The sequence below is a fragment of the Lachnoclostridium sp. An196 genome, from assembly GCF_002160135.1.
GTDB lineage: Bacteria > Bacillota > Clostridia > Lachnospirales > Lachnospiraceae > Hominiventricola > Hominiventricola avistercoris.
The window spans coordinates 17,886-44,051 of record NZ_NFJZ01000008.1 but is presented as its reverse complement, the minus strand read 5'-3'; the positions used below and the strand labels follow the sequence as shown (position 1 = coordinate 44,051).

At 47.7% G+C, this 26,166-nt stretch carries 29 protein-coding genes; 25 read left to right on the top strand and 4 right to left on the bottom strand.

Annotation, left to right across the window (positions count from 1 at the left end; all coding sequences use genetic code 11):
- The first annotated feature begins 4 nt into the window (after nt 1–4).
- The 17 genes from B5F29_RS10260 to B5F29_RS10180 all read left to right on the top strand — a co-directional run bounded on the left by B5F29_RS10260 (nt 5) and on the right by B5F29_RS10180 (nt 13,876).
- Entirely contained in the window at nt 5–919 is a 915-nt protein-coding gene (locus B5F29_RS10260; RefSeq protein ID WP_087154548.1) for a ribokinase, read from the top strand.
- A 161-nt stretch (nt 920–1,080) separates the two neighbouring features.
- Nucleotides 1,081–1,794: a DeoR/GlpR family DNA-binding transcription regulator gene (locus B5F29_RS10255; protein ID WP_242955637.1), complete on the top strand. Its 714-nt coding sequence runs from the start codon at nt 1,081–1,083 to the stop codon at nt 1,792–1,794.
- Between the two features lie 279 nt (nt 1,795–2,073).
- The gene (locus B5F29_RS10250; RefSeq protein ID WP_087154546.1) at nt 2,074–3,072 is read left to right on the top strand and encodes a hypothetical protein; all 999 of its coding nucleotides are present in this window, start codon (nt 2,074–2,076) and stop codon (nt 3,070–3,072) included.
- An 8-nt stretch (nt 3,073–3,080) separates the two neighbouring features.
- On the top strand, nt 3,081–4,313 hold the full coding sequence (locus tag B5F29_RS10245; protein ID WP_087154545.1) for a CpaF family protein: 1,233 nt from the start codon (nt 3,081–3,083) through the stop codon (nt 4,311–4,313).
- 40 nt (nt 4,314–4,353) lie between these two features.
- Nucleotides 4,354–5,022 (top strand): type II secretion system F family protein, encoded by a 669-nt coding sequence (locus B5F29_RS10240; RefSeq protein ID WP_143449141.1) that lies wholly within the window; start codon nt 4,354–4,356, stop codon nt 5,020–5,022.
- Entirely contained in the window at nt 5,012–6,205 is a 1,194-nt protein-coding gene (locus B5F29_RS10235) for a type II secretion system F family protein (RefSeq protein WP_087154543.1), read from the top strand. The genes B5F29_RS10240 and B5F29_RS10235 overlap by 11 nt, the downstream gene beginning before the upstream one ends.
- Before the next feature lie 25 nt (nt 6,206–6,230).
- Nucleotides 6,231–6,413, top strand: coding sequence for a Flp1 family type IVb pilin (locus tag B5F29_RS10230; RefSeq protein ID WP_087154542.1), 183 nt, complete (start codon nt 6,231–6,233; stop codon nt 6,411–6,413).
- A complete protein-coding gene (locus B5F29_RS10225) occupies nt 6,370–7,809 on the top strand; it encodes a DUF5702 domain-containing protein (protein ID WP_087154541.1) in 1,440 nt (479 codons plus the stop codon). The genes B5F29_RS10230 and B5F29_RS10225 overlap by 44 nt, the downstream gene beginning before the upstream one ends.
- Nucleotides 7,802–8,548 (top strand): hypothetical protein, encoded by a 747-nt coding sequence (locus B5F29_RS10220; protein WP_143449140.1) that lies wholly within the window; start codon nt 7,802–7,804, stop codon nt 8,546–8,548. The genes B5F29_RS10225 and B5F29_RS10220 overlap by 8 nt, the downstream gene beginning before the upstream one ends.
- The gene (locus B5F29_RS10215; RefSeq protein ID WP_087154539.1) at nt 8,524–8,919 is read left to right on the top strand and encodes a hypothetical protein; all 396 of its coding nucleotides are present in this window, start codon (nt 8,524–8,526) and stop codon (nt 8,917–8,919) included. Before B5F29_RS10220 ends, B5F29_RS10215 begins: the two co-directional genes overlap by 25 nt.
- Nucleotides 8,916–9,314 (top strand): TadE family protein, encoded by a 399-nt coding sequence (locus B5F29_RS10210; protein ID WP_087154538.1) that lies wholly within the window; start codon nt 8,916–8,918, stop codon nt 9,312–9,314. Before B5F29_RS10215 ends, B5F29_RS10210 begins: the two co-directional genes overlap by 4 nt.
- Before the next feature lie 15 nt (nt 9,315–9,329).
- The gene (locus B5F29_RS10205; RefSeq protein ID WP_087154537.1) at nt 9,330–10,385 is read left to right on the top strand and encodes a DUF6382 domain-containing protein; all 1,056 of its coding nucleotides are present in this window, start codon (nt 9,330–9,332) and stop codon (nt 10,383–10,385) included.
- A 137-nt stretch (nt 10,386–10,522) separates the two neighbouring features.
- Nucleotides 10,523–11,305, top strand: a complete 783-nt coding sequence (locus B5F29_RS10200) for a TatD family hydrolase (RefSeq protein WP_087154536.1) — start codon at nt 10,523–10,525, stop codon at nt 11,303–11,305.
- The gene (rsmA, locus tag B5F29_RS10195) at nt 11,302–12,189 is read left to right on the top strand and encodes a 16S rRNA (adenine(1518)-N(6)/adenine(1519)-N(6))-dimethyltransferase RsmA (protein WP_087154535.1); all 888 of its coding nucleotides are present in this window, start codon (nt 11,302–11,304) and stop codon (nt 12,187–12,189) included. The genes B5F29_RS10200 and rsmA overlap by 4 nt, the downstream gene beginning before the upstream one ends.
- Before the next feature lie 49 nt (nt 12,190–12,238).
- Nucleotides 12,239–12,748: a hypothetical protein gene (locus B5F29_RS10190; protein WP_087154534.1), complete on the top strand. Its 510-nt coding sequence runs from the start codon at nt 12,239–12,241 to the stop codon at nt 12,746–12,748.
- Entirely contained in the window at nt 12,720–13,190 is a 471-nt protein-coding gene (gene tadA, locus B5F29_RS10185) for a tRNA adenosine(34) deaminase TadA (RefSeq protein ID WP_330397583.1), read from the top strand. The genes B5F29_RS10190 and tadA overlap by 29 nt, the downstream gene beginning before the upstream one ends.
- Nucleotides 13,187–13,876, top strand: coding sequence for a YjjG family noncanonical pyrimidine nucleotidase (locus B5F29_RS10180; protein WP_087154532.1), 690 nt, complete (start codon nt 13,187–13,189; stop codon nt 13,874–13,876). Before tadA ends, B5F29_RS10180 begins: the two co-directional genes overlap by 4 nt.
- Nucleotides 13,877–13,936: 60 nt before the next feature.
- Here the strand turns inward: B5F29_RS10180 and B5F29_RS10175 are convergent, their stop codons facing one another.
- Both B5F29_RS10175 and B5F29_RS10170 read right to left on the bottom strand, forming a co-directional pair.
- Entirely contained in the window at nt 13,937–14,485 is a 549-nt protein-coding gene (locus B5F29_RS10175; RefSeq protein ID WP_087154531.1) for a Uma2 family endonuclease, read from the bottom strand.
- A 78-nt stretch (nt 14,486–14,563) separates the two neighbouring features.
- Entirely contained in the window at nt 14,564–14,761 is a 198-nt protein-coding gene (locus B5F29_RS10170) for a hypothetical protein (RefSeq protein ID WP_087154530.1), read from the bottom strand.
- Nucleotides 14,762–15,111: 350 nt separating this feature from the next.
- Here B5F29_RS10170 and B5F29_RS10165 point away from each other — a divergent pair, with 350 nt between their 5' ends.
- Genes B5F29_RS10165 through B5F29_RS10150 form a run of 4 tightly spaced genes read left to right on the top strand, consistent with a single transcriptional unit; the run spans nt 15,112 to nt 19,246 of the window.
- Nucleotides 15,112–16,149: an ABC transporter ATP-binding protein gene (locus tag B5F29_RS10165; RefSeq protein WP_087154529.1), complete on the top strand. Its 1,038-nt coding sequence runs from the start codon at nt 15,112–15,114 to the stop codon at nt 16,147–16,149.
- Nucleotides 16,150–16,169: 20 nt separating this feature from the next.
- Nucleotides 16,170–17,072, top strand: a complete 903-nt coding sequence (locus B5F29_RS10160) for a carbohydrate ABC transporter permease (protein ID WP_087154528.1) — start codon at nt 16,170–16,172, stop codon at nt 17,070–17,072.
- Nucleotides 17,073–17,085: 13 nt separating this feature from the next.
- Entirely contained in the window at nt 17,086–17,931 is an 846-nt protein-coding gene (locus tag B5F29_RS10155; RefSeq protein WP_087154527.1) for a carbohydrate ABC transporter permease, read from the top strand.
- Nucleotides 17,932–17,965: 34 nt separating this feature from the next.
- Entirely contained in the window at nt 17,966–19,246 is a 1,281-nt protein-coding gene (locus B5F29_RS10150; protein WP_087154526.1) for an ABC transporter substrate-binding protein, read from the top strand.
- Between the two features lie 57 nt (nt 19,247–19,303).
- Here B5F29_RS10150 and B5F29_RS10145 read toward each other — a convergent pair whose 3' ends face one another.
- Both B5F29_RS10145 and B5F29_RS10140 read right to left on the bottom strand, forming a co-directional pair.
- Nucleotides 19,304–20,680, bottom strand: coding sequence for a response regulator transcription factor (locus B5F29_RS10145; RefSeq protein ID WP_087154525.1), 1,377 nt, complete (start codon nt 20,678–20,680; stop codon nt 19,304–19,306).
- Nucleotides 20,677–22,386, bottom strand: a complete 1,710-nt coding sequence (locus B5F29_RS10140; protein WP_087154524.1) for a cache domain-containing sensor histidine kinase — start codon at nt 22,384–22,386, stop codon at nt 20,677–20,679. The genes B5F29_RS10145 and B5F29_RS10140 overlap by 4 nt, the downstream gene beginning before the upstream one ends.
- Nucleotides 22,387–22,544: 158 nt before the next feature.
- Between B5F29_RS10140 and B5F29_RS10135 the strand changes: the two genes are divergently transcribed.
- From B5F29_RS10135 to B5F29_RS10120, 4 genes are all read left to right on the top strand, one after another.
- A complete protein-coding gene (locus B5F29_RS10135; RefSeq protein ID WP_087154523.1) occupies nt 22,545–23,252 on the top strand; it encodes an MgtC/SapB family protein in 708 nt (235 codons plus the stop codon).
- Nucleotides 23,253–23,273: 21 nt separating this feature from the next.
- Nucleotides 23,274–23,858, top strand: a complete 585-nt coding sequence (locus tag B5F29_RS10130) for an HDIG domain-containing metalloprotein (protein ID WP_087154522.1) — start codon at nt 23,274–23,276, stop codon at nt 23,856–23,858.
- Nucleotides 23,859–23,987: 129 nt separating this feature from the next.
- A complete protein-coding gene (locus B5F29_RS10125; RefSeq protein WP_087154521.1) occupies nt 23,988–24,836 on the top strand; it encodes a DUF3737 family protein in 849 nt (282 codons plus the stop codon).
- Nucleotides 24,833–26,155: an MATE family efflux transporter gene (locus B5F29_RS10120; protein WP_087154520.1), complete on the top strand. Its 1,323-nt coding sequence runs from the start codon at nt 24,833–24,835 to the stop codon at nt 26,153–26,155. Before B5F29_RS10125 ends, B5F29_RS10120 begins: the two co-directional genes overlap by 4 nt.
- Nucleotides 26,156–26,166 lie beyond the last annotated feature (11 nt).

Here is a 26,166-nt window from a genome sequence, read left to right as displayed (position 1 = left end):
AGTTATGAGAAATAAAATTGTTGTAATCGGCAGTTTGAATTACGATATTATTCTAAAATGCAGCCGCCTTCCGGAAGAGGGTGAAACTATGCCGGTGGACGGCGCTACATTCAGCGCCGGAGGAAAAGGCGCGAATCAGGCGGTTCAGGCTGCGAAATTAGGAATCAAGACCTATATGGTAGGGTGTGTGGGAAAAGATGCCCATGGAAAAGATTTAATTGCGTCAGCAAAAAAATTCGGCCTGGATACTACATATTTAAAAGAGGTGGATGAACCTACCGGTTTGGGTGTGGTGAATGCGCTGGCAGATGGAAGTGTACATGCAAGTATTGTAAGAGGTGCTAATTTTGCAATAACCAAAAAGGATATTGATGCAGCTGAAAACGTTATGAAAGAGGCCGAGATTGTAATCCTTCAAATGGAAATACCCATGGAGATTAATCAGTATGCTATAGATAAAGCAAAATCATGCGAGTGTAAAATTCTGTTAAATGCAGCACCGGCAACCAGAATACCGGAAGAATATTTGCAAAAATGTGATATTCTGGTGGTTAATGAGGTGGAAGCTGCTTTTTATCTAGGGCAAGTCATTGAAAACGAGGAGCAGGCAAAAGAAGGGGCTGCGAGATTGGCTGAGCGTCTGGGGGCTGATGTGATTATCACCTTGGGAGCCGCAGGATCTGTAGTATCAGATCATAAGACGGTGACTTTTATACCATCTAAGAAAGTGAATGCAATAGAATCTACCGGTGCGGGTGACAGTTTCATTGGAGGTGTAGGGTATGCGCTGATCCAGGGAATGAATCTTACACAAGCATGCGAATTTGCTACTTGCTGCAGTGCCATCACAGTATGTCGTCTGGGTGCGCAGGATTCTATGCCGATGTTAGAAGAGGTGCAGGATTTCCAACGAGCTTGATGATAAACTTGTTGAAAGCATATGCGAAATATCTGCAAAATAATGAAAAAATATGACGAGTTCTGTTGACTTTTCAAAATGCAGCCAATATAATGATAATATCGTTTTATAAAACAGAAAGTGAAAGTAACAGAATGATTCCATATCAGAGAAGGCTGCAGATGCTGCAACTGCTGGAAAATAAGGAAGTTGTATTTCTAAGTGATTTTTGTAAAGCGTTGGACGGTGTCTCGGAATCCACAGTGAGAAGAGATTTAAAAACGCTGGAACAGGAGGGACAGATTATCCTTCTGAGAGGCGGCGGAGCTTGTTTGAAGCAAGGCTCTTATGAGATGCCGGTAAATTCTAAGGGCATTAAAAATGTCAGTGAAAAGGAACAGATTGCGCGTTATGCGGCAGGATTGGTAAAGGATGGGGAGTCTATCTATCTGGATTCCGGGAGCACATTGTATCGTATGCTTCCTCACCTGAAGGGGAAAGACATTAATGTTATAACGACAAATGCGTTAGTCTTTACTGATATGCAGGACCTGAAAATGAAATGTTTCATTATTGGCGGAGAGATTAATTTTTCTACTGGATCAATCGTGGGTGCGATGACGATCCGGGAACTTTCAGGGATGTATTTTGACAAGGCGTTTTTGGGCGCGAATGGTGTTTCAGAACGTGCGGGCATCAGTACTCATACCATGAGTGAAGCGGAAAAGAAAAGAGTGGTAAAAGAAAATTCTACAGAGACTTATGTGCTTGCCGATAGCAGTAAGATTGGTAAAAATGCCATGTGCAAAATTTTCGAACTGGGTGAAGTTCCTGTGATCTGCGACAAAGAGTCCGAGATCTTGATTAACAGCGGGAATTATATTATTGCGAAATGAAAATAGGGGCCGTTGCAAAATAGATGGGAGATCATCTGTGGAGCAATGGCCCCGGTTTTTTGGTTCTCTTTTGTCTTTGCTATTTTTTGTAGATATTTCCTAAAATTGTTAACAAATTGTAAAAGCCGTAGACGTGCGGAAAAAGAGTCATTATAATAAAATCACGATAAACGTTTATCCATTAGTGGCGTTCGCCACGGGCTCAACGATTTATTCTGAGCCAAATTCCATTATTAATATTGCAGCGTGGAGAAAAGCTTTGTGTTGCAGGAGGTTATTGTGAAAAGTGCAGGATTATGGATTGCGGATTCACAGGAGGCCTATGCAAGGGCTTTCATGGAGTATGCAAATCTAAAAGAAAACCATTTGTTTCAGGTACGAATGTGCACCAGAGAAGAACAGCTTCTCCGGGCGCTTGCCGAGGAAGAAATCGAGATATTGCTGATAACAGCAGAATGGTATCCGCTTTGCAAAGAACGAATTACCAGGGAGTGCGTGATTTTCCTGTCCGAAGGCAGCCTTCCGTCAGAGCTGAGGATTTATCCGGCGGTGTACAAGTATCAGTCCGCGGAGAATATTCTTCGGGAAATTCTGTATTATTATTCTGAACAGTGCGGAGAAGATTTCTGCCTGACAGGTACGCGCAGGGACAACAAAGTGATCGGGGTATACTCTCCGGTGGGTGGTAGCGGGAAGACAGTGTTTGCTTTGACTTTGGGGCAGGTTCTCGCGGAGAGCAAGAATGTTTTATATCTAAATCTGGAAGAATGTTCCGGACTCGCAGAGCTTTCGGGGAACAGCAACTGGAATCTCTCAGATCTGATTTATTTTTTCAGACAAAAAAATTCATCATTTCTCTACCGGCTCAACAGTATGGTCCGAAAATGGGATCGCCTGGATTACATTCCGCCCTGTGACTCCTATATGGATTTCCGACAGGTCGCCGTGGACGAGTGGCAGAAGCTCCTGTACTGGATTCGCACCCGGAGTGATTATGATGTCGTTGTATTGGATTTGGGCAATATGGCGGGGCATGAGCCGGAGATTCTTCGTCAGTGCGACGGAATATATGTACCGGCCGGGCAGGATCTTCTTTCTCAGGCAAAGCTGGCCCAGTGGCAGAGATACATTCAGATCTTAGACGGAGTGGATGTGCTGGAAAAACTTCAGGTTTTGGAACTGCCTTCTCCCGGAGAAAAGATCGGGAGCGAAGAGGAATTATTCGCGCTGCCGAGACAGACATTGGGAACCTATATACGGGGACTGCTGAGAGAGTAGGAGGAACCATGGAATATGAGCAGGGAGAAGCGGAAGTCTTTGGAAAACTGAAAGGACAGATCCTGGAAAGAATTGATCTGAGCCGGGAAGTGCCGGATGAGGAGATGCAGGATCTGATTGACCAGGTGGTGCTCACTTGCGGAAAAGAACAGCATCTGCCGCTGAATGAGCGGTGCCGGCTGAAAAAGGATTTGTTCCAGGCGCTGCGCCGGATGGATGTGCTGCAGGATCTGCTGGAGGAGACGGATGTCACAGAGATCATGGTAAACGGAATGGACGGTATCTTTGTAGAAAGAGATGGGAAGATAAGCCGTTATGACAGAAATTTTCGTTCCGAAGAACGGATCCTGGATATTGTTCAGCAGATGACAGCCGCCTGCAACCGGACGGTTAACGAATCGCAGCCAATTGTGGACGCGCGGCTGGCCAATGGGGACAGACTTCATGTGGTGCTGCCGCCGGTGGCAGTCAATGGGCCGATCATCACAATACGAAGATTTCCAAAAGAGCCCATGACAATGGAGCGCCTGCTGAACCTGGAAAGCATATCCGAAGAGGAAGCATCATTTCTGGAACGGGCCGTACAGGCCGGCTGCTCGATCCTGGTGGCCGGCGGTACCGGATCTGGGAAGACTACATTTTTGAATGCGCTTTCGGAATTTATTCCCGCAGATGAGCGGGTGATTGTTATCGAAGATACAGCGGAACTGCAGATCCGGAGTGTGGAGAACCTGGTAAGGTTGGAAACACGCCCGGCCGGAGCGGAAGACAGCAGAGAGATTACGATCCGTGATCTGATTCGGGCGTCATTGCGTATGAGGCCGAGCAGGATAATTGTAGGTGAGGTGCGCGGAGCGGAAGCTTTTGAACTGCTGACCTGTCTGAATACAGGGCATGACGGGAGTATCTGTACCTGCCATGCCAACAGCACCCGGGATACGGTAAGCCGGTTGGAAACTATGGTCCTGATGGGGATGGAATTGCCTTTGCAGGCGATCCGGAGGCAGATTGCGTCCGGGATTGATTTAATCGTTTATCTGGGAAGGCTGCGGGACAAGAGCCGCAGACTTCTGGAAATCACGGAAGTGGCCGGTATGGAAGGAGAACAGGTGGCGTTTAATCCTCTGTTTTCCTTCCGGGAGACCGGAGAGAGTTCCGGCAGGGTTGCCGGAGTACAGGAAAGGATAGGAGAAATGAAAAATATCGAAAAATTTTTGCGCGCAGGTATGGAGGCAGGATAGAAAAGAGCTGTTAACGGATATACTGCAAGGATCTGTTCTGGTGCTCGTCGGAGCAATTCTGTTTTATGATTCTTTAGTTGCGGTACCGTTTCTTTGTCCGTTGTTATGGCTGTGGCACAGGGAGCGGCGGGAAGGAAGACGGAAAAAAGAGCAGGCACGTCTGTGCTGGATGTTCCGGGAGTGGATACTGCTTCTGTCTGCGTCGCTGTCTGCAGGATATTCGGTGGAGAATGCCTTTCGTCAGTCTTATCGGGAACTGCAGCTAATGTTTCCGAAAGGCGGACCCATGCTGAATGCGCTGAAGGATATGCTGGCAAGGGCGGAGAATAACCAGGGCGCGGAGGTCATGCTGAAGGAATTTGCCGCCGCTTATCCGCTTCCGGAGATCCGGAGTTTTGTGGATGTCTTCTGTGCGGCAAAATACAGCGGCGGGAGTCTGAATCTGGTAATCCGCAGCACCGCGGCGCAGATCGCGCAGATCATGGATACCCGCAGGGAGATTGAAACCATGCTGTCTTCCCGTGCCTATGAACAGAAGATCATGTCTGTGATGCCTGCGGCAATTCTTCTGTATCTGAGAGTCGGCTCGGCAGAATTTCTGGAGGGTCTGTATCACTGTCTGCCGGGGGCGGCGGTGATGACAGTCTGTCTTATCATATATCTTGCCGCATATTTGTTGGGAAAGAGGCTGGTGGATATTGAAATATAGAAAAAAATTTTTATGTACGGCTGTAACGGGAGGAATACTGACATTATATTTTTTTCTGTATGCCTGGAGTAATCAGGAACAGCTCAGGGAACTGGAACGTCCGGGGTATGGGGAAGGGGATCAGGAACAGAGTCTGCAGGTACAGATGGAAGACGGATCGTATTCGATAGACCTGCTTCTTGCGGAACTCCCGCTGGGGGAGGAGGAAGCGCAGGAGTGTCTTGCAGCTGCGGCGGAGGGACTGGAAAAACTGATGTTAAACGGAAATGAAGATTTGCATCAGATACAAACAGATCTCTATCTGCCTTCTGAGATTCCGCAGACCCAGGTGACTGTGCAGTGGTATCTGGATTCCTGGGAATTGATCGCTCCGGACGGCACGGTATACAGCGAACGGGTAAAAGAAGCGACGACAGTCCGGATACAGGCGCTGCTGAGCCTTCAGGGAAATACATTGACATGGGAAAGGGAGGCCCGGGTCTGTCCGCCTGTGTCTCCGGATTCAGGACAAAAACTTCGGATGCTGCAGCGGCAGGTCCAGGAAGCGCAGAAGAAACCAGACAAAAAACTGATTCTTCCGGAAACAGTGAATGGGGAAGCTGTGGTCTGGTACCGGAAAAGGGATGACAGATGGATGCTTATCGGTTTATGGACGGTGGCTGCTCTGTGCGCTATGGCAGCCGGAAGACACAGGGAAGAAGAACTGAGAATAAGGGAGAGGGAACGGAGCTTGCAGTTGGATTATCCGGATATTGTCAGCCGTCTTAGTCTGTACATGAGCGCAGGGATGAGTACGCGGAAGGCCTGGGAAAAAATCGTGGACAATTATGAAAGACGGGAAGGAAAAGGAACAAGAGCAGCTTATGAGGAAATGTGCAGGACTTTGCGAGAGATGCAGAGCGGAATTCCCGAGACGGCAGCATATGAGAGATATGGAATGAGATGCAGGCTTCCGTCATATTTAAAGCTGGGCACATTGCTGGGCCAGAACCTTAGAAAAGGAAACAAGGATCTTTCACGGCTGCTGGAAGAAGAATCAAGGGAGGCATTTGAAGACCGAAAAGCGCTGGCAAAAAAGCTGGGAGAAGAATGTGAGAGTAAATTGTTGCTCCCCATGCTGCTTTTGCTGGTCACGATTCTGATCATGGTAATGTATCCGGCTGCAGTATCTTTTCAAATATAAGGGCTGTAGAACAAGGGAGGAGAATATGAAAAACAGAATTAGAAACTGGTGGTACGGATTCTGCTGGGATGAAAGCGGTATGGGGGTCGTGGAGGTGATTCTGATTATCGTGGTATTGATCGGACTGGTGATCATTTTTAAGAATCAGATCACAGGAGTGGTAAATGATATATTTGAAAAAATCGTCTCTCAGAGCAGCAGTATCTGATGAGTCAGGAGGAATTACGGCTTGGCTTTCTCTTTGTTTTCTGGTATTTCTGGCGTTATATCTGGCATGTCTGCAGTCTGTTCAGAGACAGTACCGCAGGCAGCAGGCGGAACAGGCGGTAGAAGCAGGAATGTTTTCTCTGTTTTCTGAGTATGAGCCGCATCTTCTGGAGCGGTATGATCTGTTCTGCCTGGATCTTTCTTTTGCAGGAGGCGTTCAAAGAGATGACTGGCTGTGCAGCCGCCTGTGGAAGCATATGGCCGGTCAGCTGGCGGATGCAGCGGGCAAATTCCCTGAAGGTCTGGAACCGCAGGGGATATTTATACAGGATCCGGAACGGCTGACCGATGACGGCGGAGCAGTGTTTTACCAGCAGGCGGTCAGGATTATGAAAGAAAAAAGCGGCGTCTCGCTGGCACAGGATTGGATCCGGCAGCAGGAGTTTCGGGAACAGGCGGGAAAAAAAGCGGAACGCTTTCAGGAGGATTGCGAGAAATATGAAGGGGTTGTGCAGAATTATGAAGAAAGTGAAGAAGGAGAAATGGAAGCAGAAGCCCGCCAGTGGGATGGGCTGCGCAGCAGCTTTTTGTGTACCATGGCGATTCCGGGACATCAGGAAATATCCGGTAAAACGGTGAATCTTTCAGAGGTTCCTTCTGTACGTGAATTGTCTGCGGGGAGCGGGAACGCAGATGGTACGGAAGGGGACTTGCTGGAAAAGCAGTGGTTTATTAGTTATCTTTGTGAATATTTTCCGCAGGCGCAGGAAGTTCTGGCCGGAAAGGAACACAAGGGGGAACGATGGCTGGATTATCAGATGGAATATGTGCTTTGCGGACATGCGTCGGATCAGGAAAATCTGGAGCAGGTAATCCTGCAGATTCTGCTTTTGAGAGAAGGAGTTAATTATGTATTTCTGCTCAGTCATCCGGCGTATTCTGACCAGGCCCAGATGCTTGCAACGCTTTTGGCAGGGCTCACCGGAAATGCAGAACTGATTAAAGGGTTAAAACATCTGATCCTGCTGGGATGGGCATATGGGGAAAGTGTTGTAGAACTGCGTCAGCTTCTGGCGGGATATGAATTGTCTTTCCTGAAGACAGAGGAGAACTGGCAGGTGCCGCTGCCGGGGCTTCTGGCTTTGATTGGAGATTCGGACAAATATGATATTCAGGACGGAAAACAGCAGGGTATGGATTATGAAGCGTATCTGCGCATGTTTCTGACACTTTTGCCGCCGGAGACACTGGCTATGAGAACGTTGGATGTGGTCGAGGGGGAACTTCAGCGGATAGACGGATGCAGCAGGATTCATGTGGATCATTGCGCAGATCGCCTGACTGCCCGGATCTGGTTTGAGGATATTTACCTGGAAAGGACATATGGCTATGAATGATACAGACAGGGAGCATGCGGGGGGACCCTATGAAAAGCCTTCAGATGAAAAAAAGAAACTCCAGACACCCCACAAAATCAGATGCAGTGCAAAACAGAGGGTTTCCCCGCATGCTCCCTGCCGGGGCAGCCTGACGCTGGAAACAACTCTGGTACTTCCCCTTCTTCTCTGCGCGGCGGCCGCGCTGCTGGCGATGTTTTCTTTTACGGTCATACAGGGGAAAAGATCTCGCAGCCTGATGGAGCGGGCACAGGTTCTTGCGGTCACAGTAAAAGCGCCGGAATCAGATCCTTATGTCCGGCTGTACGATTATAGCCGACTGGAACTTCCTTACGCGGCGCTTGGATTCAACTCCCGTCCGACTGTGCAGAAAGCGGTGGTTCGCGCGTGGGTTGGCCGCACCGAAGAATGTATTTCCGGAATTCATGAAACTTTTGTATATGTGACTCCGGATGGCTCTGTGTACCACAAGAGCAGTGAGTGTACCTATCTGAGATTGAGCATTCGGAGTATTTCGGGAGAAAGTCTGGACAGAGAAAGAAACCAGTCGGGAAGTAAATATAGTCCCTGCGAGACCTGCGCAAAAAATGCTGTGCCGGCACGGACAGTTTATGTAACAAATTATGGAGACCGTTACCATAACAGCAGATCCTGCAGCGGTTTGAAAAGGACTGTGATGATGACGCCGCTGAACCAGGTGGGAGGAAGAGGAGCATGCTCAAAGTGTGGAGGGAATTGAGCTGGTGGTGGGTGCTGGCTTGTCTGATCGTGCTCGCCATGGAAGATATTCGGGACGGCTGGCTGTCTATGCCTGTGATCGGAATACTGGGAATCACAGGAATTGCAGGAGTGCTGCTGCTGGAAAGGCGTCCGTCGCTGCTGCCGGGATTGATCATTTTGGGGGCAGGCTTTTTTTCGGAAGAGAAGATCGGATATGGAGACGGATATCTGATGCTGGCGCTGGGCACATGGCTTGGAATTCTTGAATTGCTATGGATTCTTGGAATAGGTCTATTCATGGCGGTTTGTATATCTGTTGTGACACATAGAAAAGAACTGCCATTGGTTCCGTTTCTGACAGCGGCATATATACTGGGGAGATGGTGTTGAAAAAAAGAGGAAGATTTGTTGTGGAAGCAGCCCTGCTGGTACCGGGGATCTGCCTGCTGCTGGTATATACAGTGTTTTTTACTCTATATGTGCATGATTATGCTGTATGCGCGCATGCGGCACTGGAATCCGGGATCAAAGGTGTCTATCGGGATGGAGCAGGAGCCTCCCAAAAGGAGCAGAATATAGAAGCTGATCTGGAACAGAAGCTTTCACAGCGGCTTTTGTGGATGAAAGAAAAACAGGTAGAAGTTCAGGTAAGCCCTGTGCGCGTGAGGATCCGAATCTCAGGCGGAGGGTCTTATTTCCCGAAAGAGAGGATAGAGGTAGAACGAACGATATATCGGACAGCGCCCTGCGAAACCATACGCAGGAGCAGGTGGTTGAAAGAATAGAGGGGGAGTGCAGTCATGGAAGTGCGGTACAAAAGAGATTTGAACAGTAATTATATGATCCTGGGCGGAGACGGTATAGAAGACGGCGGATACGAACTCCGTATGGTGACAGAGAACCGGATTCCCGGATTTTTGCCCTGCGTATGTCAGAGACATGAAAACCGGACAGAATATTATTACGAGATAACCGGAAAACAGAGTATGGCGTTGATGTATGAGCGCAGGAAGCTTGGTTTTGATCAGTTAAAAAATCTTTTAAAGGATTTGGAAAAGGTTCTGGAGGCTTCCAAGGAATATTTGCTGAGTCCGGATCATTTTCTGTTGAAACCGGAGTATATGTATCTGCATACAAGAACGGAAAAGCTGTACCTTTGCTTTGATCCGGAGTACCGGGGAGATATCAGAGAGTCATTTCTTGACTGGACAGAGTATCTGCTTGGGAAATTAGATAAAAGTGATATGAAAGGCATCGAATTTGGATATGAATTGTATCAGAGCGCTTTGGAACCGAATTTCAGCCTGCTTGAAATTCTCCATAAACACACAGAAGAAGAACCGCCTGAAATACCTGAAGAACCAGCAGCGGCCGCTGACGTACAGGAGGAAATTCTTGAAAAAACCGGAAGTTGGAAAAATTTCTTCCGGAAAAAGAGCCGCAAACCGCAGATAGAAGATTATGTGGCGGAAGCGGAACGGATGAACAGCGGATCGTTGCTGTTTCTAAGAGAACAAGGGGCGCCTGCCAGAGAAACGGTCTGCCTGTCGGAACAAAAAAGAGAAGGATTAGTGCTGCATAGCCTGGATCCTGAGTATCCGGATTTTGTGATTCAGGAAGAGAATTACATTATTGGGAAGAAAAAGGAGGGGGTGGATGGCTGTATTCCCGCCTCTACGGTCAGCAGGCTTCATGCCCGCATTACCTTCGACGGTACTGTCTATTATCTGGAAGATCTGAACTCTACCAATGGTACCTGGGTGGACAGGGAACAGCTCGACCCGTACGAACTTCGTCCACTGGCAAATGGAAGCAGAATTGTTTTCGCCAGTGTGGAGTATGAGGTACAACTGTAAAATGATATTTTCAAAAGACCGCCGGAATCCGTATTGATGGACTCCGGCGGTCTTTTCGTTTCAATCAAAGAGATTGCGTCCTTTTTGCGCTTTTGATATAATCGCTTTATCAGTTATTTGGTGAGGAGAGAATTATCGTGATATTTGACAGCCATGCGCATTATGATGCTGAAGCGTTTGATAAGGATAGAGAGGAACTGCTGGGCGGTCTTGCGGATGCGGGCGTCGGGACTGTGGTCAATGTAGGCGCCAGCCTGGAGGGAGTCCGCCGGACCGTGGAATTGACGGAGAAATATCCATTTATATATGGCGCGGCAGGCGTGCATCCGGACGAAGTGGGCGCGCTGAACGAAAAAACCTTTGGATGGCTGAAAGAGCAGTGCGGACGGAAAAAGATTGTGGCAGTAGGAGAGATCGGACTGGATTATTACTGGGATAAGGAGGACCATTCCATACAGAAGGAATGGTTTGTGCGCCAGCTCCGGATGGCAAAGGAGCTGAAGCTGCCGGTGATCATTCACAGCCGGGAGGCGGCGGCTGACACTTTTGAGATTCTGAAACAGGAGAAGACATCGGAGTGCTCTATGGTAATGCACTGTTATTCATACTCTTCCGAAATGGCGAAGGAATATCTGAAGATGGGCTTTTACCTGGGTATCGGCGGAGTGCTTACCTTCAAAAACGGGAAGAAACTGAAAGAGACCGTGGCGGAGGCTCCCATGGAACAGCTGCTGCTGGAAACGGACTGCCCCTATCTGGCGCCGATGCCATATCGCGGAAAACGAAATGATTCCAGAAAGCTTGTGCTGGTAGCGGAGGAGCTTGGCAGGATCAAAGGAATCTCTGCAGATGAGGTGATCCGGATTACCGAAGAAAATGCCAGGAGATTTTTCCGGCTGGAACAGGAGGAGAGATTATGAGCCGTCCGGCGCCGACTCTGGGGAATCCCCAGAATACCATAGAAATTTTGAACAAATATAAATTTGTGTTCCAGAAAAAATACGGCCAGAATTTTTTGATTGATTCCCATGTGCTGGAAAAGATTATCCGTGCGGCACAGATTACCGAAGATGATTTCGTGGTTGAGATCGGACCGGGCATCGGGACCATGACACAATATCTGGCCGCCTCAGCCAGGGGGGTAGCGGCGATCGAGATCGACCGGGCCCTGATTCCCATTCTTCAGGATACGCTCAGCGCATATGATAATGTGACTGTGATGAATGAAGACGTGATGAAGGTGGATCTGAAGAAGCTGGCGGAGGAGATGAACGGCGGAAAACCGGTAAAGATTGTGGCGAATCTTCCATACTATATTACTACGCCGATCATTATGGGCCTGTTCGAAAACCATGTCCCGGCAAAAAGCATTACGGTCATGGTGCAGAAGGAAGTGGCGGACCGGATGCAGGTGGGGCCGGGAACGAAAGATTATGGAGCTCTATCTCTTGCGGTCCAGTACTACGCAGAACCGGAGATCGTGGCAAATGTGCCGCCCAACTGCTTTATGCCCCGGCCCAATGTAGGGTCCGCGGTGATCCGTCTGTCGGTTTATGAAGAGCCGCCGGTGAAGGTGAAGGACGAAAAGCTGCTTTTCGCGATTATCCGCGCTTCGTTTAACCAGAGACGGAAGACGCTCCAGAATGGTCTTGGCCATGTACCGGAACTCGGTATCCCGAAAGAGATGACGGTACAGATTTTGGAGGAGATGGGACTGCCTGCATCCGTGCGGGGAGAAGCATTGACTCTGGAGCAGTTTGCCGGTTTTGCCAATCGCGCGGCATCGTTGAAAGAGCAGTCATAAGCAGGGACGGACGGGCATAGAATACCCTGAAAGAACAGGAGGGAATTCTATGCAGGGATATACGAGAAAGATCGCATACCTTTATGAATATAAAGACGGGGAGCAGATGAAGAGCGCGGGCTTTGTGAAAGTGGAGGCGCGCGGCGGGGTCTGCCGGATCGATATTCACCTGAAGAGCTACTGCCACACCGGGGAAGAGGCAGGGAAAGTTTATATTTATTTTTATTATCAGAAACATCCGGTAGGAATCTGCCTGGGAGCTCTGGAAAGCCGCAACGGCGCATTGGAGTGGCAGGGGATATTAGACGCGGAAAATATTCAGGACAAAGGAGTATCTCTTGCGGAAACCAGAGGAATCTGGGTCCGGAGGCCGGATCATCGCCAGTATGTGGCGGACTGGGACGACTACCCGGTGGATGTGAGACGTTTTCTGCTGTTTCCAAGCGGAGGGAAAAAATGTATCCGCTGCCCGTGGTTTGGAAGTTGTGAGAGGAGCATGGAACATGCCGCTGACAGAAGAGGAGAGATATATGAAGGAAGCCATCCGGCAGGCGCATAAGGCCTGGAAGCTGGGGGAGGTCCCCATCGGATGCGTAATTGTGAGGGACGGGAAGATCATCGCCAGAGGATATAACCGCCGCAACACAGACAAAAATACGCTGGCTCATGCGGAACTGCAGGCGATCCGCAAGGCCAGCCGTGCGGCGGGAGACTGGAGGCTGGAAGACTGTACGATCTATGTGACGCTGGAACCCTGCCAGATGTGCGCCGGGGCCATCGTACAGGCCAGGATCCCCCGGCTGGTGATCGGCAGCCGGAATCCCAAAGCAGGCTGCGCGGGTTCGGTGCTGAATCTTCTGCAGGTGCCGGCATTCAACCATCAGGTAGAAATTACGGAGGGCGTGTTGGAAGAAGAGTGCTCTCTCATGCTGACGAACTTTTTCCGGGATCTGCGGGAGAAGAAGAAAGAAGCGCGAAATCATACGGAGGATAAGAAATGAATCGGTTTGATGTAATATTATGGGACGTGGACGGCACCCTGCTGGATTTCCTGGCTGCGGAAAAGGCTGCGATCCAGAGTCTTTTTAAAGAATTCGGGCTGGGAGAGTGTTCGGATGAGATGCTGTCCCGGTATTCGAAAATTAATCGGGAATATTGGAGAAAACTGGAACGGGGAGAGATGGAGAAGTCTCAGATCCTGGTAAAGCGGTTTGAAGATTTTTTCCGTGAGGAGGGACTGGATACTTCCCTGGGAAAAGCGTTCAATGAGGCCTATCAGGTGCGGTTGGGAGATACCATCGTGTTCTGTGACGACAGCAAAGATCTTGTGGCGTCTCTGCGGGGAAAAGTCCGGCAGTACGTGGTGTCCAACGGAACCGTGGTGGCCCAGACGAAGAAACTTCGCCGTTCCGGATTTGACAAGCTGATGGACGGCGTTTTTCTGTCCGAGGAACTGGGATACGAAAAACCTGCAAAAGAATTTTTTGATCTGGTATTTCAGGAAATCCATGTGCCGGAAAAGAACCGCGTACTGATTGTGGGAGATTCCCTTACCAGCGACATCGCCGGCGGCAACCGCGCCGGCATCCGGACCTGCTGGTATAATCCGGGTGCACAGGTGAATGAAACGGGTGCGAAAGCGGATTATGAAATTCAGAATCTGCAGGAGATATGGGAGATAATCTAAGATATACCAAGCTGAAAAGAAAGCCACCCCACTAATGAGTGTGGAGCGGCAAGTTGTTTTTCATTTAGCGTCTATTAAGCTGAAATCAATCTCCAAATCATCATAGATCCCGGTTTTGACAGCCTCAGAAAAAGTATATTCTGCGATATCGTCGGACTCAAAAGAATAAACCATGATCCTGTTTTTCTCTGGATCAACAATCCAGTATTCACGAACTCCGGCAGTACGGTACTTGAACAACTTGGTATAATAGTCTGTTCGCCTGCTGCCGGGAGAGACAATCTCAATGATCCAATCCGGCGCACCTGTGCAGCCTTTGTCTGTGAGCTTGCCGGGAGTGCAAATAACACTTATATCCGGTTCGACATAGTTTTTATCATCTGCATTCAGAAATACGGCAAATGGGGCTATATCGACCTCACAGGGGCCGCCTTTATCCTTAATATAGTTATTGATGACGGTTGAAAGCTCCAGTGTGATTCGCTGATGCCTCCGCGTGGGCGGCGCCATCATATACATCTGCCCGTCAATCAGTTCTGCACGTTGTCCATCCGGCAGGGCATAGATATCATCAATGGTATACTCTTTGTTCTGTTGCAGTAATGGCATAGTAACACATCCTTTCATGGTGAGAGTGTTGACAGTTGCTTGAGGACTGCTCTTCATCATTCCAAAAAATCTCGAACATTATTGTTCGCGCTCCATTCGCTCATTGACAGAACGAACAATAAAGGCATTCACACTTTCTCCGTGTCTTCTTGCGTGATCTCTTATTATTTTCTTTTGTCCTTTTGGAAAAGTAACATTAATTCTATCATAATTGTTCTTTACATATTTATTTACTGCTTTTTGCTGTGCTTTGCTAATTTTTGATTCTTCAGGCATCTGGTCTCCTACTTTCACTAATTTATAGATATACTGCATCTATTCTATAGAGATTATAACCCCAAAATCTATTGATGTAAATATACAATGCTGATAAATATATTGGTGCAAACATAGTAATTATGTCAATGAATTATTAGTGTAATAGTAACTATAATGCAGACATAAAAAGTTTGATACATACCCTTCATCCCTTCTTCACATTCTTTACCTGCATCTTACATGCTGTCAAATTCCGACAAAAAATAGCACTCTAAATGTGGAAATGAGCAAAGAGAAAGCTGTTTTTAAATGTTATATTGAATTTAGTCAAAGCGCGCAGAGAAAAACAGAATGAAGGAGATGAAGTTATGGGAACGATTCAGTTAAAAAATGTGAAAAAGCAGTTTGACAAAGATGTTGTCATCGAAAATCTGAATCTGGATATTGAAGATGGTTCCTTTACGGTGCTGGTAGGACCTTCCGGGTGCGGTAAATCAACGACTCTTCGGATGATTACTGGACTGGATGATCCCACAGAAGGTGACATTTATATTGACGGACAGAAAGTGAATGATGTCACTCCGGGTAAAAGAGATATTGCCATGGTGTTCCAGAATTATGCGTTGTACCCGACTATGACGGTCCGCCAAAATATTGCGTTCGGTCTGGAGAATAAGAAAGTGCCGAAGGAAGAACGGGACAGACGGGTGAAAGAGATCTGTGAGATTGTAGGTTTGACAGAATATCTGGACCGTAAGCCGTCAAAGCTGTCCGGAGGGCAACGTCAGAGAGTGGCGCTTGCCAGGGCTATGGTAAAACAGCCGAAGGTATTTCTGATGGACGAGCCTCTGTCGAACCTGGATGCAAAATTGCGGGCACAGATGCGTGTGGAACTGATCGAGCTTCACAAAAGACTGGGAACCACGTTTGTGTATGTAACCCATGACCAGACGGAAGCCATGTCCATGGCAGACACCATCGTGCTGATGAAAGACGGATATATTGTCCAGCAGAGCTCCCCGAGGGAGTTGTATAACAATCCCAACAGTGTCTATGCCGCTCAGTTTATCGGGACTCCCCAGATGAATGTGCTCCGGAATACCCTTCCGGATGGGAAAATGCTTGGTTTCAGGCCGGAAAAACTGTCATTCCAGGAAATGGAGGCTCCGCATATTACAATCCGGGTACAGGTAGCGACCAAGGAAATGCTGGGCTCGGAGATCATTTACTCTCTGAATAGCAAATACGGCACATTGATGGCCAAAACAGATTATGAGATCGGCGGAGGTGCAGAAGCTGATATTCATGTCCCGTTCTCATCTATGTATCTGTTCGGACAGGATGAGAAACGTATAGAGCTGGATGACACGGCACGGGAACAGATTAAATCCGTATTTGCAGAATAAAGTGGAGAGGGGGTATACCTGTGAAGAAAAAAGAAAGAAGTGCAAGTGAAAAAAGAGACAGGCTTCTGGGTATAGTCACAGCTTCACCGGCAGCGATTCTGTTATGTGTGTTTACGGTCTATCCTGTGATTTATCTGATCTATCGGTCTCTTTTTTCGGGGAGCCTGATTTCCACGGAAAAGGAATTTGTGGGAATCGATAATTATAAAGAAATACTTTTTGATGAAACCTTCCACAAAGTATTGATGAATACTATTATTTACACGGTGCTGTTTGTGGGACTTACCATGGTGCTGGCCATTATAATAGCAGTATGGCTGAACGGATCCAGACAGAAGAAGCTGAATAATATGGTAGAAGCGTGTATATTTACGCCTCATGTTATTTCCATGGTATCTGTTTCCATTGTATTCTTATGGCTTATGGAACCGGATACCGGATTTTTCAATATGGTACTTACCTCTCTGGGACTGGACAAGTTTCCGTTTCTGTCAAGTCCGTCCACGGCGATGATTTCATTGGTGCTGGTGATGGTATGGAAGAGTGTTGGATACTATGTACTGCTGGTGATGGCAGCTCTTCAGACAGTTCCGGTAAGTATTTATGAGGCGGCAGAATTGGATAATACGCCCAAAATTCGTACGTTTTTCAAGATTACGCTGCCTATGATCTCGCCGACGATTCTGTTTACCTGTGTTGTGGCGTCGATTGCGTCTTTCAGGATTTTTGACGCGGTGAATGTCATGACCCAGGGAGGGCCGGTAGATTCTACCAACACACTGGTATATTATATTTATGCATACGCGTTCCGTTACGGAAATCCGGGAGTCGCATGTGCGGCAGGCGTAGTCCTTCTGGTGCTGGTATGTATTATGACCTATGTACAGTTCGGCGTCAGCAGAAATAAAGTGCATTATCAATAAGGGGGGTGGAAAAATGCAGACTTATGACAGAGACATTATTTTGAACAAAATCACACGGGCGCTGAACGTGATACTGAAAGCGATTGTGATCGTGATCTTTATATTCCCGTTTTACTGGATGGTCAGTACATCCCTGAAGGATCTGACGGAGGCGCTGCAGTTCCCGCCCACATTGATTCCTTCCAGTTTTCATTGGGAGAACTTCACACATGTATTTGAAGTAGTTCCGATTGCGCAGTATTTTAAAAATTCCGTGATTGTCAGCATTACAGTGCTGGTACTGCAGTATCTGATCATTGTTCCGGCAGCTTACAGCCTGTCGAGACATGAGTATCGCGGTAAAAAGCTGTTTTTCGGGCTGGTACTTCTGGGACAGATGATTCCGCAGCAGATTACATTTCTTCCGGTTTACTTTATGTTCAGCAGAATGAAACTGCTTGGCACGCTGATCCCGCTGATCATACCGTTTATTTCAAATCCGTTCGGAATCTTCATGTTGAGGCAGTATTTCATGCAGATTCCGCAGGAAGTCATCGAGGCGGCAAAGCTGGATGATGCAAGCAACATGAAGATCATGTTTAAGGTTATGATGCCCATGGCGAAACCGGCGCTGGTTACGATTGGTCTTTTGTCGTTCATTTCCACATGGAATAACTACTTCTGGCCGTTGATCATGACTTCCAGTGAAACACTCCGTACGCTGCCTGTAGGAGTAGCGGCGCTGAAATCTTCGGAGACGCTGCAGATGTGGAACATTATTATGGCAGGCAACGTGGTGCTGGTACTGCCGATCCTGATCGTCTATATTGTGGCAAGCAAAAAGATCAGGAACTCATTCACTTATTCTGGTATTAAGTAAATAAAACAAAAGGTTTTAAGGAGGATAAATTGTAATGAAACGAAAAGTATTGCTCGGGCTGGTAACGGCCATGTCACTGTTCATGCTTTCCGGATGCGGATCCGGATCGGGAGAGGATTCTTCATCTGCGGAAACTGCCGATGGAAGAATTGAGATTGAGTTCTGGCACTGCATGGGCGCTTCCAACGGAGAACTGATCCAGGAACTGACAGACGCTTTTAATGAATCTCAGGATGAGATTTATGTAAAGGCGGTGCATCAAGGTTCTTATACGGAAGCAAGCACCAAGATGCAGGCAGCTCTGTCAGCAGGGGAGGCGCCGGTTGTCGCTCAGATGGAGATCGGAAGTCTCGGCGTATTCGCAGATTCCGGACAGCTGGTGGATTTACAGAAATATGTGGATGCGGAAGAGTTTGATCTGGATGACTTTATGCCCGGACTGTTGGACGCTTCCTATTATGATGGGAAACTGATTGCTCTTCCTCATTCTAGAAGCCTTCCGGTATTGTATTACAACAAAGATCTTTTTGCACAGGCAGGGATTGAAAATCCGCCGGAGACCTGGGATGAGCTGAAAGCGGATGCGGAAGCTTTGACGAAAGACGGAGTCTACGGATATTCTTGTCCGTTGGATCAGTGGTATTATACATCTCTGATGATGAACGCAGGCGGTACGATTTATAATGAGGATGAGACAAGCATCGGATTCAATGACGAATCAGGAACAGGTCCGCTGTATTTGTGGAAAGATATGATCGATGCAGGAACTATGAATGTTCCGTCCGGACAGGACTATAATTCTTCCGAAGCATGCAGAAACATTTTCGCGGCAGGTACCGCAGCTATGATCATGCAGAGCAGTGCTCAGCTGAAGGGACTGGAAGAAACCTGTGACTTTGAAGTAGGAGTAGGAGCAATCCCGATGCTGACAGACCGTGCGTATCCGGCAGGGGGATCCAACCTGATGATGTTTGCGGGACACAGTGAAGAAGAGGAAGCCGCAGGATGGGAATTCCTGAAATTTATGACTAATACGGAAAATTCCATTACCTGGGCGAACGGAACCGGATATTTACCGGTGAGACAGAGCTGTACAGAACAGGATGCCTACAAACAGATGGTAGAAGAGGACCCGAATCTGCAGGTGATCACGGATAATGTACAGTACTGCGCAGAGGCGACCTTTATTCCGGAATATGCAGAAACCAAAGACATCATCGCAAATGAGATCCAGAAGTGTATCCTTGAAGATAATTATACGCCGGAACAGGCTGTACAGAGTATGGCTGACCGGGTGGCGGAGCTTTTCCAATAAGAAAAGTGAAAAATAATAAGGAGGACCAACCGCAGAGAATGTGGCGGGTCCTCCTTATTATTTACAGCGCCTACGATATTCGGCGGGTGTACATCCTTCGTATTCCATGAACAGTTTTGTAAAATGACTTTGACTGTAATAACCGCAGGCGGAGGTAATCTCTTTTACGGATTGACGGGTCGACAGCAAAAGTTCTTTTGCGTGGTTTAATCGGAGCTGCGTAATATATTTGTTGTAAGAGATCCCCAGTTCCTGCTTTAAAAGGTTGCTGATATAGTTGGCGGAAAACCCAAATTGCTCGGAAAGACCGGAAATGGACAGATTTTCACAATAATGTTCCTGGATATACTGAATGATTGACCGAACCGGATGTCCGTCCTCTGCGTTATGGATCAGATTCCTGGCATATTCATGAAGGAAGGTCCGGAGCTGTTCCTGACCGGAGGGAAGATAGGGCTGGATTCCAAGCGTATATGAAAGAAATGTACGGATCTCCGTCTTATATTTCCCAAGCTCTTTGACCTGTTCGAATTGCCGGCAGATTTGCTCACTGCAGTTTATGAATTCACTATAATTTTTCTGAAAGCATGCAGTCTGCCATTTCACGCAAAGTCTGCCAAAGTCCAACAGCTCAGGGCCGCAGGCAAGAAGCGGCTTGAGATAATAGAAACGTTCGATCCCTTTAAGAACCCGCAGACAGGAGAACTGCAGCAGTTTCCACAGATCGTTTTTCAATTCTTCGGTCTTTCGGGTAATGGAGGACGCGAAGAAGGTGACTCCATCTGTATATACCTGGCCGGACAGATTTTTGGACATGCTGTGGAGCGGTTCGGCATCTTCTGAGAAGCAGAGCAGGAGGATCTGATTTCCGGAAAATGAGGAGACATAGTATTCTTCATAAGGCTTCAGCTTTTCCAGAAGAGATTCCGGAGGCAGTTTCGTATTGTCCAGGGTGATAAGAAGGATGAAGCCATAGTAGCCGTCATATTTGCCCAGGGTTCCGTTTCGGTGATTGATATTGTTTTCTAACCAATTGCGGAAGACAGTTTTCTTTTCTCTTTGGTTGGACATTTCCAGAAGCTCGGCGGTCTGGATCGTTTCCCAAATCGTTTTTTGATCCAGGGGTTTCATAAGATAGTCTTCCACCTTCAATTTGACGGCCTGTTTCGCGTATTCGAATTCATTAAAGCCCGTCATAATGTAATAATGGGTTGAAGGAGAGACTTCTTTGGCGAGCCGGATGGCTTCCAGACCGGATAAACCCGGCATTTTAATATCCACGTACGCCAGCTGAAATCTGTGTTCTTTTAGAAGTTCCAGCATCTGGCGCCCATTGGATGCATGATATACATGGCTGTTTTCCGAACATGATAAAATCAGTTTTTCAATGGACAGATGAATGAGGGGTTCGTCATCAATGACTAATATATTCATTGTTTTGCCTCCTGTACAGAATCGGGAATGATGACAGCCTGAATCGTCAGACCTTCTGCCCGGTAGATGTAAAATTCAATGTCTTTATTCCAAAGTTGGATCCGGTTTTCTACATTTTTTAGCCCAATGGAAGTAGAAGAAAAGAGCTGGTCTTTTTGAAATCCAACGCCGCTGTCTTCAATAATAATATAAATCTTTTCCCCGTGTTTTTCCACTGAAATGTCAAGAGTGCAGGGAATTTCGCTGGGTTCGATACCGTGGATAACGGCATTTTCTACCAGCGGCTGCAGCAGCAGTTTCGGCATTTTAAGCGGGCGCAGAGGATCTTCACAGGAAATATGATATTGGATTCTGTCACCAAAGCGCAGATGGAAAAGAGAACAATAACTGTCCAGAAAATCAAGTTCTTTTTCCAGTGTAGTTTCCTGATCCTTACTTAACACATAACGGAGAATGTTGGCAAAACGGTAAAAACAATCGTTCAGCAGTTCGGTCTCTCCAATTTGGTTGAGTGTGATAAAGCTATAGATCGTATTGATAATAAAGTGCGGGCGGATCTGGGACTGGAGCGCCTGAAACTGCAAATTCTTCTGGGCGATTAACAGTTCATATTCATTATGAATCTTTTCCTGAAGCTTTTCTGCCATATGGTTGACGGAGGAGCCGATATCCTGAAATTCCCGGATGGGGAGATCCGGACACCGCGCATCCAGGCCGCCTTTTTCCATCGTCTTCAGCACGGACTGGATACGATGTACCGGCATCTGGATCCAGCGGTTATTTCCCCGGAAGAGGAGATATGCGATGCAGATGGCAACCAGGAAACCGACAACGCATATGAGCATGAATGTTGCAAACTGCTGTACGACATAAGAAGTAGAAAGCAGCACGTGGATAGTCAGCGGGTAGTTCTCCAGAGGCTGTGAATCTTGGATCCATATACGGCCGCCGTAACGGAAAGGCGAACTTCCCAAGTGGTTCAAAAAAGCATCGTCTATATCCTGACTGGAATAGATGAGTTCTCCGTCGTCGTTGGTAAAAAGCACGATGCCGGGGGTATTGGCATCCAGTTTTGAAAATAGTGTATCCAGAAAGGATGTTTTCAGATTGATCATGATTACATTTTCCTGATCCGGATCATGGAGATTTTTCAGCTGACGTGAGACAAAAAAACTGTCGGCGTTCTGCGCAGATTCAACATTTTTCGGATCCTGATAGGGGGTAATCGCTATCTTGCCGTCTTTCTTCAGCGCGGCCAGATACCAGCTGCGGTCTTCCAGAGACTGTGTAGTGGGAAGATACTGATAATAGTTTTCTGCATTAAAATAAAGAACTTCCTGTTCGGATATAAACAGCAGGTCGCCAAAATCATCTCTTGAATAAGCAGTAAGTGATAAAGTATCACCAATCTCTTCGCTCAGCCGGCTCTTGTCGTAGATAGACAAAGCGGATATATCCGTTTCTGACTGAAGATATGAATTAAAGTAGAGACCCTTCATAATATCGTCGATATCGTTAATATAGTTTGCCATATAAGCGCTGATCAGCTGCGTGTTGTTTTCGGACTGGGCATGGAGTCCCTGATACTGATAATCGCTGAACAGGTAGGATATAAAAAAATCGATCAGGATCAGCGGGACGATGAAACTCAGAATAAATGTAAGAAACAGTTTATGAGAAAGAGACGGAAGCCGCGGCGATTTCATAGGATATTTCCTCCTTGGTTTTCTTTTCTGATTATATCAGACGAAAGCGCAGGGTTGAAGATCTTCTGGGAAAATAGCATGAAAATAATAAAAAAGAGCAAGAAATCTTGTATGGAATCCATGATATACCAATAGTGAAGTATTTGGGAGGTGAAGGTATGAGCGATATGTTAATGGGCTTGACCGGAGATACCACAGAATCTTTTTTAATCTCTGTCCTGGTTCGTTTGTTCTGTGCGGCGATCTGCGGCGGCATCATCGGATTTGAGAGAGGGTTGAAGGGACGTCCGGCAGGTCTGAAAACTTTCTCATTGGTGTGCATTGGAGCCACCATGGTAATGGTGACGAACGAATATATTATGATTTATGTTTCGGGCGGAAGCGGAGATGCGGCCAGGATGGCTGCTCAGGTCATCAGCGGTATTGGGTTTCTGGGAGCCGGTACGATTATGGTCACGGGAGCGAACCAGGTCAAAGGGCTGACTACGGCAGCAGCGCTTTGGGTGACGGCTGCCCTGGGCATAACAATAGGGTCAGGATTTTATTTTGGAGCTATAGCCGGCACCGTTATGGTATGTGGGTTTTCAGGGTTGTACACTCTGTTTGACAGTGTAATAATTGGAAATTCCCGTTATATGAAGCTTTGCATTGAAGGAGCGGATGAACGGTTTATGATCCGGCTCCTGGATTTCCTCTCGGAGCGTCAGATTCAGGTAAAAAACCTTACAAGAAGAGCGGAATATAAATGGTATAAAAAAGACATATGTGCTATTGTGGAATTGGACTTTGGAAAAAGACAGAAGCATCAGGAAGTGCTGGAAGAGATCGGAAAGATTGAAGGCATAAGATTTATACATGAAATCTAATAGAAGAAAGAAGGATAAATTATGAGATTGACATTGGATAAGGCAAAAGAGTTATTGGAACATGCAAAAAAAACAGTTGAAAATGATGGATTTATCCGTCACAGTATCTGTGTGGGAGATACGGCTGCGGTGATCGCGAAAGCACTTGGACTGGAGGACCCGGATTATGCCAGAGCACTGGGATATGTGCATGACATAGGAAAGCATCTTAATGAGAAAGATGTGGAATGGCATGACGTTCTGGGATTCAATTATCTACTGGAGCAGGGGATCGATGAGCAGGATGCCTGGATTTGTATGACCCATTCTTATATCAATGGAGATTACACCTGTGAGGCGGGAGGAATCCCTAAGAAACATCCGTTGCGCTGTGAGAAACTGCGGGAACATCATTATAATACTTATGAGGAGATTATTAATCTATGCGATCTCATGTGCCTGTTCGAGACCATGACGATGGAAAAAAGACTGATCGATTTGTTGGTACGGAAAGGAGTTCATGAGAATACGCATTACCACATTGTAGAGTCGCTGAAACTGAAAGAAAAATATGATAAAATGCTTGGGCATAATCTGTATGATTTATTTCCGCACATAAAAATATAAAAATAACCATATAGGCACCGGGGATCCCATTTCCATACATTTTATCTATACAACGCTATCGACAATAGGTATTTGTCATTTTCTGATTCTTGTCATAAAATAGCAGCGTAAAGATTGGAGGCGTTGAGATTGAAGACAATACAGAATCAGACTTTTGACGAAGAGAGAGCTCTCTATGGGAGCAGGGATATATTGGTAAAAGACTGCGCTTTTGACGGACCGGCAGACGGGGAGAGCGCTTTTAAGGAATGTGCGGATATCCGGGCGGAGCACTGTTTTTTTAATTTGCGGTATCCGTTCTGGCATGTGCACGGGCTGAAGATCAGCGATTCGGAGATGACAGAATTATGCCGCGCGGCCCTGTGGTACACGGATCATGTGGAGATCACCGGAACAAAGATGCACGGCATCAAGGCTCTGAGGGAGTGCGCGGATGCGTCCCTGGAGAACTGCGATATCGTTTCTCCGGAATTCGGCTGGTCTGTACGGGGGATCCGTATGAAGGACTGCACGGCAGAAAGTGAATATTTCATGATGCGTTCGGAACATCTGAATTTTGAGAACGTACATATGAAAGGGAAATACTCTTTCCAGTATATTGAGAATTCGGTTTTTGAGAACTGTGAATTCGACACCAAAGACGCGTTCTGGCACGCAAAGCACGTGCTGGTGAGAAACAGCGTGGTAAAAGGGGAATATCTGGCATGGTACTGCGAAGATGTGACCTTTGAGAACTGCAAGATTATCGGGACACAGCCGCTGTGCTATTGTAAGAATCTGAAACTGATTAACTGTGAAATGATCGATACGGATCTGGCGTTTGAAAGATCAGAAGTGGAGGCAACCGTGCTTACGCCGGTGCTCAGTATCAAAAACCCGTATGCGGGGCATATCAGTGTTCCGTCTGTGGGAGAGATCATCAGAGATGATGAGCACGCAAAAGGAGAGATCCTGATCGGAGGTACCAGGAGAGCATGAGAAAGCATGCATCCCGGCTCCTGGTGCTGTCGATTCCCACCATTATAGAAGAGATCCTGTCGACTCTGCTTCAGTACGTGGATACTGCCATGGTGGGACGGCTGGGAGAGGAAGCTACGGCGGCGGTGAGCACGACCACCACCATCACCTGGCTGGTCAACAGTGTTCCGGGAGCCATCGGCACCGCAATGTTGATCCTGATCTCCCGCGCATCCGGGGCGGGAGATCAGAAACAAGTGGAAAAACTGTCGCAGCAGGCACTGCTGCTGTCTGTGCTGTCCGGCCTTGTGCTGGGCGGCCTTTCTGTCGTGCTGAGTCCGTATATTCCGGGATGGATGGGAGCAGATCCGGGGATCCGCGCCGAGGCGTCCCGGTATTTCTTTATTGTCAGTATCCCCATGGTATTCCGGACGGCCGGTTCCGTGCTGGGAGACGCGCTGCGGGCGGTACAGGATACGAAGACGCCCATGCTGATCAGCGTGGCCGCCAACATCCTGAATATTATCCTGAACTATATCCTGATCTATCCTATGGGTCTGGGCGTCGCCGGAGCGGCGATCTCTTCTGCCGTTTCCTATATGATGTCGGGAATCCTGATGTATCTGGTCTACCGCCGGAAGCAGGAACTGCATTGGAAATGGAATACGTTCTCGGCGGAACCGGAACTGCTGAAAGAATGTACGGCTGTAGGATCTCCGGTGCTGGGGACCAGTGTGGTCTCCTGCCTGGGTTATGTGGTGTTCGCCAGTCTGGTCTCCGGAATGGGTACGACGGTGTTTGCCGCCCACTCTATCGCGGTGACGGCGGAGACGATCTTTTATGTGCCGGGATATGGCCTGCGTACCGCCACTTCTGCCCTGATCGGGACGGCCAGAGGCGAGAAGGACGATGAGAAGATCGCTGCGGTAGGAAAACTCAGTGTCCTGTTGACGCTGGGCATCATGTGCGTCAGCGGCGTTATCCTGTATATAGGGGCTTATCCGCTTATGAGTCTGTTCACGCCCAGCACCGCGGTGGTAGAACTGGGCGGTGAGATGCTGCGCATCGTTGCCCTGTCGGAACCGTTCTTCGGCCTGATGATCGTCCTGGAGGGAATCTTCTACGGACTGGGCAGGACCCGCTACGCGTTTGGGGTGGAGACCTTCGGCATGTGGGGCGTGCGCATCTTCAGCACCTTCCTGTGCGTCCGCGTCTGGGGTCTGGGGCTGCGCGCGGTGTGGTACTGCATGATTGCCGACAATATCTGCAAAGCGGTGCTCTTTGCAGTACCGTTCCTTGCGGCGTGGATCCGGAACAGAAAAAGTAAAGGTTCGATTTGACAAATCTTCCG